This window comes from Anaerococcus murdochii, from assembly GCF_019957155.1.
GTDB classification, from domain to species: Bacteria; Bacillota; Clostridia; order Tissierellales; family Peptoniphilaceae; genus Anaerococcus; species Anaerococcus murdochii.
The window spans coordinates 123,305-138,682 of record NZ_JAIPME010000002.1; the positions used below are offsets into that span (position 1 = coordinate 123,305).

Consider the following 15,378-nt stretch of genomic DNA (forward strand, 5'->3'; position numbering starts at 1 on the left):
ATCTCCTAACTTACCTACTATCTATTATACATAAATAATCGGAAAAATAAAAATTATATATTTTTGCATTTAAAAAATGCCTTAAAGGTAACTTTAAGACATTTTTTATTATTAATAATTTGTTTTTTCTTTAACTTTAGCAGCCTTACCTTGACGTTCTCTTAGGTAGGTTAGCTTAGCTCTTCTTACCTTACCGCGTCTGGTTACTACTAGTTTTTCTATTCTTGGGTTGTGGTATAGGAAGGTTCTTTCTACACCTACACCGTAAGAGATTCTTCTTACTGTAAATGTCTTGCCTACGCCGCCTTCGCTGATGTAGATTACAGTTCCTTCAAAGTCTTGAAGTCTTGTCTTGTCGCCTTCTTTGATTCTGTAGCTTATTCTTACTGTATCACCTACATTAAAGTCAAAGTTTTCTTCACGTAGGTTTTCACTTTCTATTTTTTTGATTAAATCCATCTTTGCTCTCCTCTCGTAAGTACTTTTCGTATAAGTCTGGTCTTACTCTTTTTGTTTTTTCTATTGCATTATTTTTATTCCAAGCTGCGATTTTTTTGTGGTCCCCACTTACAAGTTCGCTTGGTACGTGGTAGCCATTGAAAACTCTTGGCTTGGTGTATTCATCTTGTTGCAACAATATATTATAGTGAGAATCTGTTACTAGTGACTCTTCCTTGCCTACAACTCCGTCTATGAACCTTGCCATGGAATCTATTAGGACCATAGCTGGGATTTCTCCGCCTGTTAGGACATAATCGCCTATGGATATTTCATAGTCTACATAGTGGTTGGTTATTCTTGCGTCGATGCCTTCATAATGACCGCATATTATTATCAAATGTTCAATACTCGCAAAGTCGATTGCTAACTTCTGATCTAAAACTTTTCCTGTAGCCGACATAAAGGCTACTTTAGACTTGGCTGTTTTGACTGATAATAGGGCGTCATATATTACTTGAGGTCTAATTAGCATACCGGCTGCCCCGCCGTATACTGTATCGTCGACGTGATTGTGCTTGTTGTTTGCAAAATCTCTCATATCCACTATTTCGAGTTCTAGTTTTTTATTTTCGATCGCCTTACCTATTACCCCATAGGTCCTTAAAAAATCAAAGGATTCTGGAAATAGGGTCAGGAGTGTTACCTTATTCATAGTCACTAAAATTTTCTACTTCAATTATTTTTTCTTCAGTATCAATTTTTTTGATTGTATTTTTGATTGCAGGAAGCAAAACTTCGCCGCCATCTGTTTTTATAACATAAACGTCATTTGGATAGACGCCTGAAATTACATCTACGATTTCACCCACATTTTGCCCATCGCAGATTACTTTTAGACCAATTAGGTCCTTGATGTAGACTTCATCTTCAGCAAGTTTTCCCAAATCTTTTTCATCTATGGTTAGGTCTTTGCCCACAAATTTAAGGATGTCGTTGATATTATCATATTCTTCAAAGCCTAGAATAAGCATCGCTTTTTGCTTATATGATCTTTTTATAGTTACAATTTCGTCTCCTATAAAAAGTTTTGATCCAATTTTGAATCTTTCTTCATTATCGCTTAGGCTTCTTACCTTGACTTCTCCCCTAATTCCTTGGGCTTTTACAATCTCTCCTACTGAGATCCTCATATTTTTATGTTTACCTTAACATTTTCCTTTATAGCTGCACTTCTTGCGATAGTTCTAATGGAGTTTATAATATTGCCCCTAACTCCTATTACCCTACCTTTGTCTTCTTCGGCAACCTTGATTAAAATATTAACCTCACTGCCTTCACGATCTTCTACAATTTCTACAGCTTCTTTGTCTGTTACTAATTCTTTAACGATTAATTCTACTAAATCTTTCATAATTATGCTAATACATCATTGTCTTTGAATAGCTTTTCTACAATAGATGTTGGTTGAGCACCGTTTTTAATCCATTGTTTAGCTTTTTCGTTGTCAACTTTAAATACTTTTGGTTCAGAAACTGGGTTGTAATAACCGATTTCTTCGATAAATCTACCATCTCTAGCTCTTCTAGAGTCTGCTACTACCACTCTGTAGAATGGTTTTTTCTTTTGTCCTAATCTTTTTAATCTAATTTTTACTGCCATTTTTTCCTCCTTATTTTTTAAAAGAAAGGCATCTTTGGAAAGCCTCTGCCTTTTTTTGCTTTTTTCTGTAGTCCGTTCATTTTTTTCATCATCTTCTTAAGCTCTTTAAATTGCTTTAATAGCTTATTAAGTTCACGGACATCCACTCCAGAACCATTTGCAATCCTGGTTTTTCTGCTCTTGCCAATAATTTCAGGCTTATCTCTTTCTTCCTTAGTCATGGAATTTATGAGGGCTTCGATTTTATCAAAACCTGCATCATCCACATTGACACCTTTGAGCATCTTTGAGTTAACTCCTGGTATCATTGCTAGTAAGTCTTCAAGGGGACCCATATTTTTTATCTGTTGGATTTGTTCCATAAAGTCATCCAAACTATAGGTCTGTTCCCTCATTTTTGCTTCGAGTTCCCTAGCATTTTCTAAGGAAAATTGTGCTTCAGCCTTCTCTATTAGCGAAAGTACATCACCCATTCCAAGGATCCTACTTGCCATCCTGTCTGGATAGAAAGGCTCTAAATCGTCAAGTTTTTCACCTACACCTATAAATTTGATAGGTTTGCCTACGGCTTGTCTGATTGATAAAGCAGCACCGCCCCTTGCGTCACCGTCTAATTTGGTGAGGATGACTCCTGTTATATCTAGGTAATCATCAAAGGATTTGGCTACATTTACCGCTTCTTGACCTGTCATAGCATCCACAACCAAGAGGATTTCATCAGGTTTTACTTCTTCTTTGATAGCCTTAAGTTCATCCATAAGGTCTGTATCTATCTGAAGCCTACCTGCTGTATCGAGGATTACTGTATCATAATTATTGATTCTTGCATAATCCTTTGCCTCTTTGGCAATTTTTACAGGATCTTCCTTGCCCTTTTCAAATACAAAGGTATCTGCTTGTTTACCTACGACCTTTAATTGTTCAATGGCTGCGGGTCTGTAGATATCAAGGGCTGCTAACATAGGATTTCTATTTTCCTTTTTTAGCATTTTTACAAGTTTACCAGAATGAGTAGTCTTACCAGAACCTTGAAGACCAACCATCATCACCATATGAGGTGTGCCACCTTTTAAGGCAAGCCTAGAGTTTTCCTTACCCATAAGCTCTGTTAGCTCTTCGTTTACGATTTTAACTACCATCTGTCCTGGAGAAAGTGAATTCATCACGTCAGCCCCAAGTGATCTTTCCTTAATAGTCTTTACAAAGTCTTTTACAACCTTGTAGTTAACATCTGCTTCAAGAAGGGATAATCTTATTTCTCTCATAGCAGTGTCTATATCTTTTTCGTTTAATTTTCCTTTTCCCGTTAGCTTTCCAAGTGCTGCTTGGAGTCTATCTGAAAGGCTTTCAAAAACCATATACGCTCCTAAATATTTTCAATTATTTCTGTTAACTTTTGAATTGCTTCTTTATTATTTGAACTTTCAATCAGCTCTCTTATTTCAAAAAGAGAAGCCTTAAGTTCAGTCTTGCTTTTTAGTAAAGAAAGCTCATTTTCAAACTCAAATAATTTATCCACACTCCTATTAATCATATCTGAAATTGCTTGCTTTGATCTACCGTCATTGTCAGCAATCTCTTGAAGGGATAAATCTTCGTTGTAGTAGCAATTTATAACATCTCTTTGCTTTTCATTTAGAAGTGGGCCATACATATCGTACAGCTGGGCTACTTTTACTATTTTCTCCATAATATCACCTGTCAATATTTTTACTTGACTTCACTATTATACACGCTTCCGAAGACCCTGTCAAGATAATTTCTTGACTCCAAACATTTTATAATAATCTCTATCAATATCGAAATTTCAATGGTTTTTAATGCATGCAAAAAGAGCAGCTAAAATAACTGCTCTTTTAAATTATTTTTTATGGAAGATTGAAAAATGGATTTGATTTTTCTTCCTGTTTTTCTTTGGATTCATTTGGTCTTGCAGACTTATATTCATCTACATTTGACGAATCTACTGTAAATTTAAAGTTAATTTCCTCTTCCTTGCCATCTCTTTCTATAGTTAATTTAACTGTATCACCAAGATTGTAGGCTAAGAGAAGTTTCTTTAATGCTCCCATGTCTTTTACAGGTTTTCCGTCTATTTCCTTAATTACATCGCCTTCCTTGATTGGGCTATCATCTGTAAATACGCTTACAACATAGATTCCACTTTTTACCTTGATATTGTCTTTTAGGTATTGTAATTGCCTTAGGTAATCAAGGGATTGACCGGTTATGCCAAGGTAGACTGAGTCAAACTTGCCATTTTCCCTAATTTTATCTATAACTGGTTTTACAGTATTAATTGGAATAGCAAAACCAATCCCATCGCTGTTTCCAGCCTTAGCTGTGTTGATTCCTATTAGTTGGCCCCTTGAATTTAGAAGGGCACCACCTGAGTTACCAGAGTTAATGGCTGCATCTGTTTGCATTAAGCCATCCATTTGAACTCCTGTATTAAAGGAAACTGACCTATTAAGACCAGAAATAATACCAGATGTGACAGTGGATTGAAGTTGAAAACCAAGTGGGTTACCAATTGCGACTACCCTATCTCCAACGCCTATTTCATCAGAATCTCCGATATCAATTGCCTTTAGGTTTTTATTATTTTCGTCAACCTTAATTATAGCAAGGTCTAAAGATGCATCGTTCCAAACAAGTTCTGCCGGAGCAGTTTCGCCATTATTAAATAAGACGTTAATCTCCTTGGCTTCCCCATCGCTAACAACATGTGAATTTGTCACAATATAGCCATCTTCACTTACGATTGATCCAGAACCAATACCTTCTACATAACCTGATTGAGGTCCAAAAAATGACTGTCTAGTCACCTTTGACACTGTATTGATACCAACCACAGAATCAATTGACTTTTTAACCACAACAGACTCCATAGACTCATTTTCCTTAATGTCTATTGGTTTGGTATAATCTTGCCTTGTTTCAACTTGGGTTTTATTTTCACTAATTTCTTTTTTATTTGACTGAGGCGCAACTAGTAAAAAATAAACAACAAATCCACCAATGATAGCACCAATTAAAGCTGAAGCAAAAGATGAAAATCTTCCGCCAGATTTTTTATAAGATCTATTACTCATATTTTCCTCCTATAAAGTAATATATACCCAATATGTGGCTAAACAATGGATAAATTATTAAATTTATATAAAATTTCTTATTTTTATTAATATCAGGAAAGAAAACTTCAAATTAATGGATTTTGATAAGGATATTTATTAAATATTTTCAATAAAAAAGGAGAAAATTCTCCTTAATTTTTATTTTACCTTATCAATATAGGCTCCGTAGCCTTCTTCTTCCATCTTGCTAAGGGGAACAAATCTTAAAGCTGCGCCGTTTATGCAATACCTGGCACCGCTCTTATCCGTTGGACCATCATTAAATACGTGACCTAGGTGAGAATCGCCTTTTTTACTCCTTACTTCCACCCTTTCCATACCGTAGGTCTTATCATTCTTGTAGTTGATATTAGAATCAATTGGTTTTGTAAAGGATGGCCAGCCACAACCTGCATCGTACTTATCTTTTGAAGAAAAGAGTGGCTCACCAGTTACCACATCAACGTAGATACCAGGTTGGTAAAAATCATCATATTCAGAAGAAAAAGGCCTTTCAGTTTCATTTTCCTGTGTCACCTTGTACTGATTTTTTGTAAGTTTTTCTTTTAATTCCTTTGTATTTTTATCAATTTTATTTGATTCTAAAGGCTTTTCTGCCAAAGAAATATTGATATGACAATAACCTCCAGGATTTTTATCCAAGTAGTCTTGGTGATAGTCTTCTGCCAAGACAAAATTCTTTAAAGGCTTAACTTCTACAGCAATTTTCTTTTCAAAATTTTCTTGTTTTTGCCTTATAAGCTCATCAATAATGAGCCTATCATTTTCATCTGTGTAGTAAATCCCAGTCCTATATTGCCTGCCCACATCATTGCCTTGCTTATTTATAGATGTAGGGTCAATTATCCTAAAATAATATTCTAGGATCCCTTGTAGGGACAGCTTATCTTGATCATAGGTGATTTTTACAGTTTCGCTGTGGTCTGTCTTTCCTATTTTTTCATAAGTAGTATCATCTGTTTTACCATTGGCGTAGCCAACACTTGTGTCAATAACACCTGGGATTTTCTTAAAATATCCTTCAACGCCCCAAAAGCAACCTCCAGCCAAATATATTTCTCCCCTATTCTTAAGGCTTGCTAGGTCTTTAGCTTTTATTTCTGTATTTTCATCTCTAGGAGAATTACTGTCTTTATTCCCAAAAACCCTTATTCCTATAAAGATCAACATTAAGAACAAAAAGGAAATCAATATTTTTTTCGACTTCATTTTCTAACCTCTTTATATTTTTTAAAGAATTTTACCATCCATTATTAAAAACATCCATAAAATTTACTTACATTGCAAAGGATAATCTCATAGAAAATCAAATTAAAAGACTTGCCCACATATTGCCCACACAATCGAGTAGGAGGTAAATGATTAATTCATCTACCGACCTCTCACACCACCGTACGTACGGTTCCGTATACGGCGGTTCTACAATTTAATATGAACTTTATTGTAATAGCTGACTAGGGATATATAGCCCCTTTCAGCTATTCTTTTGTTGTTTAGAGCTCTGTTTAATACTGGGCTTTTGGCTATTCTCCAATAGGATTTGCGTGTATTTGCCCATTGCCAAGCTTGATATTTTGTTGTACCTAGTTTTACTAAGTTTGTAAATTTAGTTTTAATTTTCTTCCAGCTTTTCCATGCACACATTCTGATTCTTCTTCTTAACCATTCGTCTAGTTTCTGAAGATGATTTCTCATATTTGCTAGTTTGAAATATTGTATCCATCCTCTTATGATTTGGTTGATTTTTATTCTTCTTTGCCTATAGCCTAGTGCATTACTTCTGCTTGTTACTGCTTTTAGTTTTGCCGTTAGTTTCTTTAGGCTTTCTTTGTGTACTTTTAATTGGGTTCCGTTGTTATGGTAAAATCCATATCCTAGATATTTTGTTTGGCTTAATTTTCTTATTGAGGTCTTTTCCTCATTGACTTTAAGCTTTAATTTTCCTTCTAACAGCTTTTTGACTCTTTTGTAGTATCTTTCGGCTGCTTTTCTATTTCTTGCAAATATTAGCATGTCGTCTGCATATCTTACAAATTTGTATCCCCATTTTTCAAGTTCTTGGTCAGCTTCATTTAGGTAGATGTTTGCGAGTAATGGACTTAGGGGACCGCCTTGTGGGACTCCTTTGTCTGATTTTACTTTTATTTCATCTATCATTATTCCTGATTTTAGATATTTGTGTATTAAGGATATTACATCTCCATCTTTTATTTCTTCTGATAGGATTTGTATGAGTTTGGATTGGTTTACTGTGTCGAAGTATTTTTCTAGGTCTAAGTCTACTACCCAAGTGTATCCTTCTTCTGCTATTTCTTTTATCCTTTTTAGGGCATCATGTGCATTTCTATTTGGTCTAAATCCATAGCTGTTTTCTGAGAATTTATTTTCATATATTGGGCTTAGTATTTGTGCTATTGCTTGTTGTATTACCCTATCTGTTGTTGTGGGTATTCCTAGATTTCGTTTCTTACCATTTGATTTTGGTATTTGTACTCTTTTTACTGCTTTGGGCTTGTATTTCCTCGCTCTTATTTGTCCTAGTATTTTATCTTTGTTTTCTTTTAGATGTTCTAGGAGTTCTTCTGTTGTTATTCCATCTATTCCTGCTGTACCTTTGTTGGATTTTACTCTTTTAAAGGCTTCATTTAGGTTGTCTCGATGGAGTATTTTCTCAATTAGTTCATTTTTGGTATTTTCTTTTGAGTTAATCTTATCATGACTGTGTCCAGCTAATTTATTTTCACTTTCCGAGTTATCTTTGATTAGTCTGGTTGATTTTCTACAGTCTTTGCCATGATTAGTTTCTTTCATAAATTTATACCTCCTGTAGTTCGGTCCTTCCTAGTTTTAACTAGTACTATGACTTCTGCTGACTTCTCACTATTCGTTGTTACTACTGTTTCGTTAGTGAGACCTCCTCGGGTAAGGGCATGTTCTTTCCTCTCATCTATCTGCCACATCTACATTTACGTATTCCGTGTAGTTTTTGGACTTTACTTTGTTGTGCAAGCTTATCCTACGTAACTGCCTTATATGATTTCTATTCGTCAGACCAAGAGTTTGCCTAGGGCTTCCTTCAGATTCCAGCTCACGATGGACACCCTTGCCTTTGGCTATGTGTTTCCCACTACCGGGCACACTTAGGACTTTCACCTGTTAGATTATGCTCATGCCGAGCGCACACAAAAAAGGAAGGTTGATCAAATCATCCTTCCTTATAATTTTTGGCGCGTCATTGAGGATTCGAACCCCAGGCCTTCTGGTCCGTAGCCAGACGCTCTATCCAGCTGAGCTAATGACGCATAAATATTCTCTACCTTATTAGTATATCTTATTTTTATATCCTAGTCAAATAACCATAGTGATTTTAAATTAAAAAAGCTTGCCAAGCAAGCTAAATTTGGAGCGGATGACGAGATTCGAACTCGCGACCCTCGCCTTGGCAAGGCGATGCTCTACCACTGAGCCACATCCGCATATGGAGCTGATGATAGGAATTGAACCCACAACCTACTGATTACAAGTCAGTTGCTCTACCAATTGAGCTACATCAGCCCATCAAAAGGGTTGGGCGGGATTAAATAATCTAATCCCTACAATGTAATAAGCTTAAAAGCTTATAAATAATATATAATTGGCGATCTGGATGAGATTCGAACCCAGTCCCTTGCAGGGTTTCAAATCGTCAGATTAGAAATCTTCGAGACGAACAAAGTGAGTCCGAAGAACTCTCCGCCGTAACGGCGGATTTAGAACGAAGTCACATCTAAGTGTTATTGTTATATTGGCGACCTGGATGGGATTCGAACCCACGACCTCCGCCGTGACAGGGCGGCATTCTAACCAGCTGAACTACCAGGCCAGATGCATGGATTAAGACAACCCATGATAATATTGGTGGAAGTAACAGGGCTCGAACCTGTGACCCCCTGCTTGTAAGGCAGATGCTCTCCCAACTGAGCTATACTTCCATAAAACTCGCAATTTGCGGGAAATTCCAAAAGGCTTATGGTGACCCTACCGGGATTCGAACCCGGGATACCACCGTGAAAGGGTGGTGTCTTAACCGCTTGACCATAGGGCCTTAATCTTAAAATCTTTAAAAATTTAATTCCACCTTAAAAATTAATACCATAGGCTATATAAGTCTATGGTCAATCTGGTGACTCCACCGGGATTCGAACCCGGGAAACCAGCGTGAGAGGCTGGTGTCTTAACCGCTTGACCATGGAGCCATATAGCTCCTAGGTCAAATAAGCTAAGAGCTTATAAAAAAATGGTAGCGAAGAAGAGACTTGAACTCTTGACACTCCGGGTATGAACCGAATGCTCTAGCCAACTGAGCTACTTCGCCATATTAAAAAATATTATAATTTTGGTTGCGGGAGCAGGATTTGAACCTACGACCTCCGGGTTATGAGCCCGACGAGCTACCAGACTGCTCTATCCCGCGCTAAAAGCTTTTTTGGCGCTCAGGGTGGGACTCGAACCCACAACCTACCGGTTAACAGCCGGGTGCTCCACCATTGAGCTACCTAAGCATAAAGCTAGATAGAATAATTCTAGGAAAACCTAGAATTTATCATAAATCTTAATTTAATTATTATTTTTAACTTTTTTCAAACCTAATCGTAAAAACGATTAGGCTAGAAATAGTTATTTGGCGACTTCCTACCGTAATACAAGGTTTCCCGACCTCTACTATCTCGTAGAGGCTTTAGAGAAGTCTTTTTATTTGGCGATTTCCTACTCTACCACACGGTTGCCCGAGCAGTACCATCGGCGTTATAAGGCTTAACTTCTGTGTTCGGTATGGAAACAGGTGTATCCCTTATGCAATCATCACCATATAGTAACCTTTAAAAACTTTTTGTAATAGCAAACAATATTTCCAGTCAAGATGTAAAGTTTAGTATCCATTAGCTTAATACATTACTGCACTTACACCTTGGACCTATCAAACGTATTTTCTTTACGTACTCTGAGAAATCTTATCTTGAGGTCTGTTTCGTACTTAGATGCTTTCAGTACTTATCGTTTCCACACGTAGCTACCCAGCTATGCAAATGGCTTTACAACTGGTACACCATAGGTGTGTCCATCCCGGTCCTCTCGTACTAGGGACAGATCCTCTCAAATTTCTTACGCCCACGCTGGATAGGGACCGAACTGTCTCACGACGTTCTGAACCCAGCTCGCGTGCCTCTTTAATGGGCGAACAGCCCAACCCTTGGGACCTACTTCAGCCCCAGGATGAGACGAGCCGACATCGAGGTGCCAAACCTCCCCGTCGATGTGGACTCTTGGGGGAGATAAGCCTGTTATCCCCGGGGTAGCTTTTATCCGTTGAGCGATGGCCCTTCCATGCGGTGCCACCGGATCACTAAGTCCGTATTTCTACTCTGCGCAACTTGTAGGTTTTGCAGTTAAGCTCGCTTTTGCCTTTGTACTCTTCGAATGGTTTCCGTCCATTCTGAGCGAACCTTTGAACGCCTCCGTTACTTTTTGGGAGGCGACCGCCCCAGTCAAACTGCCCAACTGACAATGTCCATTGCCCTGATTCAAGGGTCAATGTTAGAACTTTAATATTAGAAAGTTGGTATCCCAAGGGTGACTCTGCACATACTGGCGTACATGCTTCACAGTCTCCCAACTATCCTGTATATCTAATCTCAAAGTCCAATATCAGCCTACAGTAAAGCTCCACGGGGTCTTTCCGTCCTAGCGTGGGTAAGTCGCATCTTCACGACTACTACAATTTCACCGGATCCTTTGTTGAGACAGTGCCCAAATCGTTACACCTTTCGTGCGGGTCGGAACTTACCCGACAAGGAATTTCGCTACCTTAGGACCGTTATAGTTACGGCCGCCGTTTACTGGGGCTTAAGTTCGAGCCTTCGCTTGCGCTAAGCCGTCTCCTTAACCTTCCAGCACCGGGCAGGTGTCAGCTCCTATACTTCATCTTACGATTTTGCAGAAACTTGTGTTTTTGGTAAACAGTCGCTTGGGCCTGGTTTCTGTGGCCATATCGCTATGGCTCCCCTTCTCCCGAAGTTACGGGGACATTTTGCCGAGTTCCTTAACAAAGGTTCTTCCGCGCGTCTTGGTATTCTCTACCTCCCTACCTGTGTCGGTTTCGGGTACGGGCGCTTTGGTCTCGATAGTGACTTTTCTTGGCAATTTGAAATCGGCTACTTCTCTACTTATGTTTTCGATACCTATCAAGCCTCAGCCTTAATAGTGTGCGGATTTGCCTACACACTGGCCTTGACTCTTAGACTAGCATCCATCAGCTAGCTTAGCTTATCCTCTTGCGTCATCACATCTCTATTAACGACTTTAAGCGGTACAGGAATTTAAACCTGTTGTCCATCGCCTACGCCTTTCGGCCTTGGCTTAGGTCCCGACTTACCCTGAGTGGACGAGCCTTGCTCAGGAATCCTTAGGGTTTCGACGGGAGAGATTCTCACTCTCCTTCTCGCTACTCATGCCAGCATTCTCACTTGTATTAAGTCCACCTTTGCTTTCGCTTCTGCTTCTTCCCTAATACAACGCTCCTCTACCACTGATAGAGAAATTAAATCTAGACATAAAGTTTTTTCTTAGATAATACTTTGATTAACCAGGTTCATACTTTCGTATGCTGTTTTTTCGGTGATATCGTAGTTACAACTTACCATTTACTTGTGATTGATTTAGCGTAAATTTGATTATAACTCGTTTATCTTGATTAATTGTTGTTTACAATATTTCCTAGTTAAGCTTTTCTTACCTTTTTTCTTTAGTTCTTTATGATTAGATTTAAATTCTCTATCAATCCGAAGCTTCGGTACTGGATTTTAGCCCCGTTCATTTTCGGCGCAAACCCACTTGACCAGTGAGCTATTACGCATTCTTTAAATGCATGGCTGCTTCTAAGCCAACGTCCTGGTTGTCTTAGTAGATTCACATCCTTTTCCACTTAATCCAGATTTGGGGACCTTAGCTGTCGGTCTGGGCTGTTTCCCTTTCGACTTAGAAGCTTATCCCTCTAAGTCTGACTCCTTGACCTGATTTTTTGGCATTCGGAGTTTGATAGGTTTCGGTACGGTTAACCGCCCTAGACCATTCAGTGCTCTACCTCCTAAAATCTTTAGTCAAAGGCTAGCCCTAAAGCTATTTCGAGGAGAACCAGCTATATCCGAGTTCGTTTGGCTTTTCACCCCTATCCACAACTCATCCGATACGTTTTAAACCGTACCCGGTTCGAGCCTCCAGTGAATTTTACTTCACCTTCACTCTGGTCATGGATAGATCACCCGGTTTCGGGTCTATTCTAATCGACTTTGGCCCTATTAAGACTCGCTTTCGCTTTGACTTCGTATCTTAAATACTTAATCTTGCCGCTTAGAATAACTCGCTGGCCCATTCTACAAAAGGTACGACATCACACTTTAGTGCTCTGTCTGCTTGTAGGCGCTAGGTTTCAGGTTCTATTTCACTCCCCTTTCGGGGTTCTTTTCACCTTTCCCTCACGGTACTTGTTCACTATCGGTCACATGTTAGTATTTAGCCTTAGGGGATGGGCCCCCTATCTTCACAACGGATTCCTCGTGTCCGGTGCTACTTTCACTCTGTCCATATTTAACTGTCGCGTACAAGACTGTCACTTTCTTTGGTTCATCTTCCCAAATGATTCTGCTAATTAAATATGATCCTTATTGAGTTGGGCTGTTTTCTTTTCGCTCGCCGCTACTAAGAAAATCGAGTTTTCTTTCTTTTCCTCCTGCTACTTAGATGTTTCAGTTCACAGGGTCTTACTTCACTAAGCTATGTATTCACTTAGTGATGACTATGTCTTCCATAGCCGGGTTTCCCCATTCGGAGACCTAGGGGTCATGGCTTTTTGTGAGCTTACCCTAGTTTTCGTTCACTTACGTCCTTCATCGTCTTCATGTGCCAAGGCATCCACCTTGCGCCCTTTCTTTCTTGACTGGAAATATTGTTTGCTATTTAGTTTTTATTGGTTCATTGCATTTTTAAAACTTGTTTTAAAAATGCTTGGTGGAGATAAAGAGATTCGAACTCTTGACCCCCTGCGTGCAAGGCAGGTGCTCTCCCAGCTGAGCTATATCCCCATGTTTTATATTGTTGTTTTAATAATTCGTTCTTTTTTAGAACCAAATTAAAATATCAATGATTTTTGACTTTTTTTCTTTTCTGTTCGGTGAGAGAGCAACGTGTCGCTCTCTCGTCCTTAGAAAGGAGGTGATCCAGCCGCACCTTCCGATACGGCTACCTTGTTACGACTTCACCCCAGTTACTGACCCTACCTTCGACTGCTGCGCCCACAAGGGTTCGCTCACAGGCTTCGGGTATTGCCAACTTCCATGGTGTGACGGGCGGTGTGTACAAGACCCGGGAACGCATTCACCGCGACATTCTGATTCACGATTACTAGCAACTCCAACTTCATGTACTCGAGTTGCAGAGTACAATCCGAACTGGGACAGGCTTTTTGAGATTCGCAAGACATCACTGTTTAGCTGCTCTGTGTACCTGCCATTGTAGCACGTGTGTAGCCCAAGTCATAAAGGGCATGATGATTTGACGTCGTCCCCACCTTCCTCCGGTTTGTCACCGGCAGTATCGTTAGAGTCCCCAACTTAATGATGGTAACTAACAATAGGGGTTGCGCTCGTTATGGGACTTAACCCAACATCTCACGACACGAGCTGACGACAACCATGCACCACCTGTATTACAGTCTTCCGAAGAAGTAGGAATCTATCTCTAGATCCCGCCGTAATATGTCAAGACTTGGTAAGGTTCTTCGCGTTGCGTCGAATTAAACCACATGCTCCGCTGCTTGTGCGGGTCCCCGTCAATTCCTTTGAGTTTCACGCTTGCGCGCGTACTCCCCAGGCGGAGTGTTTAATGCGTTAGCTGCGGCACCCAGATTTACTCCAGACACCTAACACTCATCGTTTACGGCGTGGACTACCAGGGTATCTAATCCTGTTTGCTACCCACGCTTTCGTACCTCAGCGTCAGGTTATGGCCAGAAAGTCGCCTTCGCCACCGGTATTCCTCCTAATATCTGCGCATTTCACCGCTACACTAGGAATTCCACTTTCCCTTCCATACCTCAAGATGAGCAGTTTTAAAAGCTTACTATAGTTGAGCTATAGGATTTCACTTCTAACTTGCTTACCCGCCTACGTACCCTTTACGCCCAATGATTCCGGACAACGCTCGGACCTTACGTATTACCGCGGCTGCTGGCACGTAATTAGCCGGCCCTTATTCCTATGGTACTGTCATTTTCTTCCCATAGAAAAGATTTTTACAACCCGAAGGCCTTCTAAATCACGCGGCGTCGCTGCATCAGGGTTTCCCCCATTGTGCAAAATTCCCCACTGCTGCCTCCCGTAGGAGTCTGGGCCGTGTCTCAGTCCCAATGTGGCCGTACACTCTCTCAAGCCGGCTACTGATCGCTGTCTTGGTGGGCCGTTACCCCACCAACTAACTAATCAGACGCAAGTCCATCTTAGAGCGATAAATCTTTGACCAAGGCCTCATGCGAGGTTATGGTTTCATAGGGTATTATTCTTCGTTTCCAAAGGCTATCCCCTTCTCTAAGGCAGGTTACTCACGCGTTACTCACCCGTCCGCCACTAATCCACTTAAATTCACTCCGAAGAGATCATTTAAGTTTCATCGTTCGACTTGCATGTGTTATGCACGCCGCCAGCGTTAATCCTGAGCCAGGATCAAACTCTCATTAAAAATTTGTAATGAAAGTCATTTTATTCTGACTCTGTCATTTACATCTGACTTATATATCAAATGCGTGATTTAAAATTCTTTTTCAAGAATCATTTTTGTAAAGAAATTAACTAGGTTAATAGTTGTTTCATTTACGATTTTTTGATCAATTAAGATCATCAAAAATCATTGATATTTATTTGTTTGAAATGCTTTTGCATTTCTGGTTCAGTGTCTGGCACTTTTCGTGTGCTGACTCTAATATAGTACCACACGTTTTTTATCTTGTCAAGGATTTTTATCATTTTTTTATGATTTTTTTCACTTTGAACAAGTTTCTCTCTTGCCGACATTTAATACTATAACATCCAAAAAGTTCTTTGTCAAATATTTT

Annotated in this window: 10 protein-coding genes, 11 tRNA genes and 3 rRNA genes; all 24 read right to left on the bottom strand. The window is 39.4% G+C overall.

Going from position 1 to position 15,378, the window contains the following annotated elements; all coding sequences use genetic code 11:
* Positions 1 to 111: 111 nt before the first annotated feature.
* The 24 genes from rplS to K8P03_RS01140 all read right to left on the bottom strand — a co-directional run bounded on the left by rplS (position 112) and on the right by K8P03_RS01140 (position 15,005).
* Complete coding sequence (gene rplS / locus K8P03_RS01025; RefSeq protein WP_209774354.1) at positions 112 to 459, bottom strand: 50S ribosomal protein L19; 348 nt, start codon at positions 457 to 459, stop codon at positions 112 to 114.
* A complete protein-coding gene (trmD, locus tag K8P03_RS01030; RefSeq protein WP_223417690.1) occupies positions 431 to 1,153 on the bottom strand; it encodes a tRNA (guanosine(37)-N1)-methyltransferase TrmD in 723 nt (240 codons plus the stop codon). Before trmD ends, rplS begins: the two co-directional genes overlap by 29 nt.
* Positions 1,146 to 1,631, bottom strand: coding sequence for a ribosome maturation factor RimM (gene rimM, locus K8P03_RS01035; RefSeq protein WP_223417691.1), 486 nt, complete (start codon positions 1,629 to 1,631; stop codon positions 1,146 to 1,148). The genes trmD and rimM overlap by 8 nt, the downstream gene beginning before the upstream one ends.
* Positions 1,628 to 1,852 (bottom strand): KH domain-containing protein, encoded by a 225-nt coding sequence (locus K8P03_RS01040; protein ID WP_223417692.1) that lies wholly within the window; start codon positions 1,850 to 1,852, stop codon positions 1,628 to 1,630. Before K8P03_RS01040 ends, rimM begins: the two co-directional genes overlap by 4 nt.
* Before the next feature lie 2 nt (positions 1,853 to 1,854).
* Entirely contained in the window at positions 1,855 to 2,100 is a 246-nt protein-coding gene (gene rpsP, locus K8P03_RS01045) for a 30S ribosomal protein S16 (RefSeq protein ID WP_209774369.1), read from the bottom strand.
* Positions 2,101 to 2,117: 17 nt separating this feature from the next.
* Positions 2,118 to 3,458 (bottom strand): signal recognition particle protein, encoded by a 1,341-nt coding sequence (gene ffh / locus K8P03_RS01050; RefSeq protein ID WP_223417693.1) that lies wholly within the window; start codon positions 3,456 to 3,458, stop codon positions 2,118 to 2,120.
* Positions 3,459 to 3,466: 8 nt separating this feature from the next.
* Complete coding sequence (gene ylxM / locus K8P03_RS01055) at positions 3,467 to 3,790, bottom strand: YlxM family DNA-binding protein (protein WP_209774372.1); 324 nt, start codon at positions 3,788 to 3,790, stop codon at positions 3,467 to 3,469.
* Between the two features lie 178 nt (positions 3,791 to 3,968).
* Complete coding sequence (locus K8P03_RS01060) at positions 3,969 to 5,195, bottom strand: S1C family serine protease (protein ID WP_223417695.1); 1,227 nt, start codon at positions 5,193 to 5,195, stop codon at positions 3,969 to 3,971.
* Between the two features lie 180 nt (positions 5,196 to 5,375).
* Entirely contained in the window at positions 5,376 to 6,446 is a 1,071-nt protein-coding gene (gene msrB / locus K8P03_RS01065) for a peptide-methionine (R)-S-oxide reductase MsrB (RefSeq protein WP_223417697.1), read from the bottom strand.
* Positions 6,447 to 6,656: 210 nt separating this feature from the next.
* On the bottom strand, positions 6,657 to 8,048 hold the full coding sequence (gene ltrA / locus K8P03_RS01070) for a group II intron reverse transcriptase/maturase (RefSeq protein WP_223417700.1): 1,392 nt from the start codon (positions 8,046 to 8,048) through the stop codon (positions 6,657 to 6,659).
* 414 nt (positions 8,049 to 8,462) lie between these two features.
* Positions 8,463 to 8,539, bottom strand: a tRNA-Arg gene (locus tag K8P03_RS01075).
* A gap of 99 nt (positions 8,540 to 8,638) precedes the next feature.
* Positions 8,639 to 8,713 (bottom strand) — tRNA-Gly (locus tag K8P03_RS01080).
* Between the two features lie 3 nt (positions 8,714 to 8,716).
* Positions 8,717 to 8,792 (bottom strand) — tRNA-Thr (locus K8P03_RS01085).
* Positions 8,793 to 9,022: 230 nt separating this feature from the next.
* A tRNA-Asp gene (locus K8P03_RS01090) sits at positions 9,023 to 9,099 on the bottom strand.
* A 33-nt stretch (positions 9,100 to 9,132) separates the two neighbouring features.
* A tRNA-Val gene (locus tag K8P03_RS01095) sits at positions 9,133 to 9,208 on the bottom strand.
* Between the two features lie 38 nt (positions 9,209 to 9,246).
* Positions 9,247 to 9,321 (bottom strand) — tRNA-Glu (locus K8P03_RS01100).
* Positions 9,322 to 9,397: 76 nt separating this feature from the next.
* Positions 9,398 to 9,472 (bottom strand) — tRNA-Glu (locus K8P03_RS01105).
* Between the two features lie 42 nt (positions 9,473 to 9,514).
* A tRNA-Met gene (locus K8P03_RS01110) sits at positions 9,515 to 9,591 on the bottom strand.
* A 22-nt stretch (positions 9,592 to 9,613) separates the two neighbouring features.
* Positions 9,614 to 9,690, bottom strand: a tRNA-Met gene (locus tag K8P03_RS01115).
* 13 nt (positions 9,691 to 9,703) lie between these two features.
* Positions 9,704 to 9,778, bottom strand: a tRNA-Asn gene (locus tag K8P03_RS01120).
* A gap of 192 nt (positions 9,779 to 9,970) precedes the next feature.
* Positions 9,971 to 10,087 (bottom strand): 5S ribosomal RNA (rrf, locus tag K8P03_RS01125).
* 41 nt (positions 10,088 to 10,128) lie between these two features.
* A 23S ribosomal RNA gene (locus K8P03_RS01130) occupies positions 10,129 to 13,211 on the bottom strand.
* A gap of 67 nt (positions 13,212 to 13,278) precedes the next feature.
* Positions 13,279 to 13,354: transfer RNA gene (locus K8P03_RS01135), tRNA-Ala, on the bottom strand.
* Between the two features lie 123 nt (positions 13,355 to 13,477).
* Positions 13,478 to 15,005 (bottom strand): 16S ribosomal RNA (locus K8P03_RS01140).
* The 16S, 23S and 5S rRNA genes sit together here with 11 tRNA genes alongside, the layout of an rRNA operon.
* Positions 15,006 to 15,378: the final 373 nt, after the last annotated feature.

Coding starts and splice junctions, on each gene's coding strand:
- rplS (WP_209774354.1), bottom strand. CDS start 459: ATGGATTTAATCAAAAAAATAGAAAGTGAAAACCTACGTGAAGAAAAC.
- trmD (WP_223417690.1), bottom strand. CDS start 1,153: ATGAATAAGGTAACACTCCTGACCCTATTTCCAGAATCCTTTGATTTT.
- rimM (WP_223417691.1), bottom strand. CDS start 1,631: ATGAGGATCTCAGTAGGAGAGATTGTAAAAGCCCAAGGAATTAGGGGA.
- K8P03_RS01040 (WP_223417692.1), bottom strand. CDS start 1,852: ATGAAAGATTTAGTAGAATTAATCGTTAAAGAATTAGTAACAGACAAA.
- rpsP (WP_209774369.1), bottom strand. CDS start 2,100: ATGGCAGTAAAAATTAGATTAAAAAGATTAGGACAAAAGAAAAAACCA.
- ffh (WP_223417693.1), bottom strand. CDS start 3,458: ATGGTTTTTGAAAGCCTTTCAGATAGACTCCAAGCAGCACTTGGAAAG.
- ylxM (WP_209774372.1), bottom strand. CDS start 3,790: ATGGAGAAAATAGTAAAAGTAGCCCAGCTGTACGATATGTATGGCCCA.
- K8P03_RS01060 (WP_223417695.1), bottom strand. CDS start 5,195: ATGAGTAATAGATCTTATAAAAAATCTGGCGGAAGATTTTCATCTTTT.
- msrB (WP_223417697.1), bottom strand. CDS start 6,446: ATGAAGTCGAAAAAAATATTGATTTCCTTTTTGTTCTTAATGTTGATC.
- ltrA (WP_223417700.1), bottom strand. CDS start 8,048: ATGAAAGAAACTAATCATGGCAAAGACTGTAGAAAATCAACCAGACTA.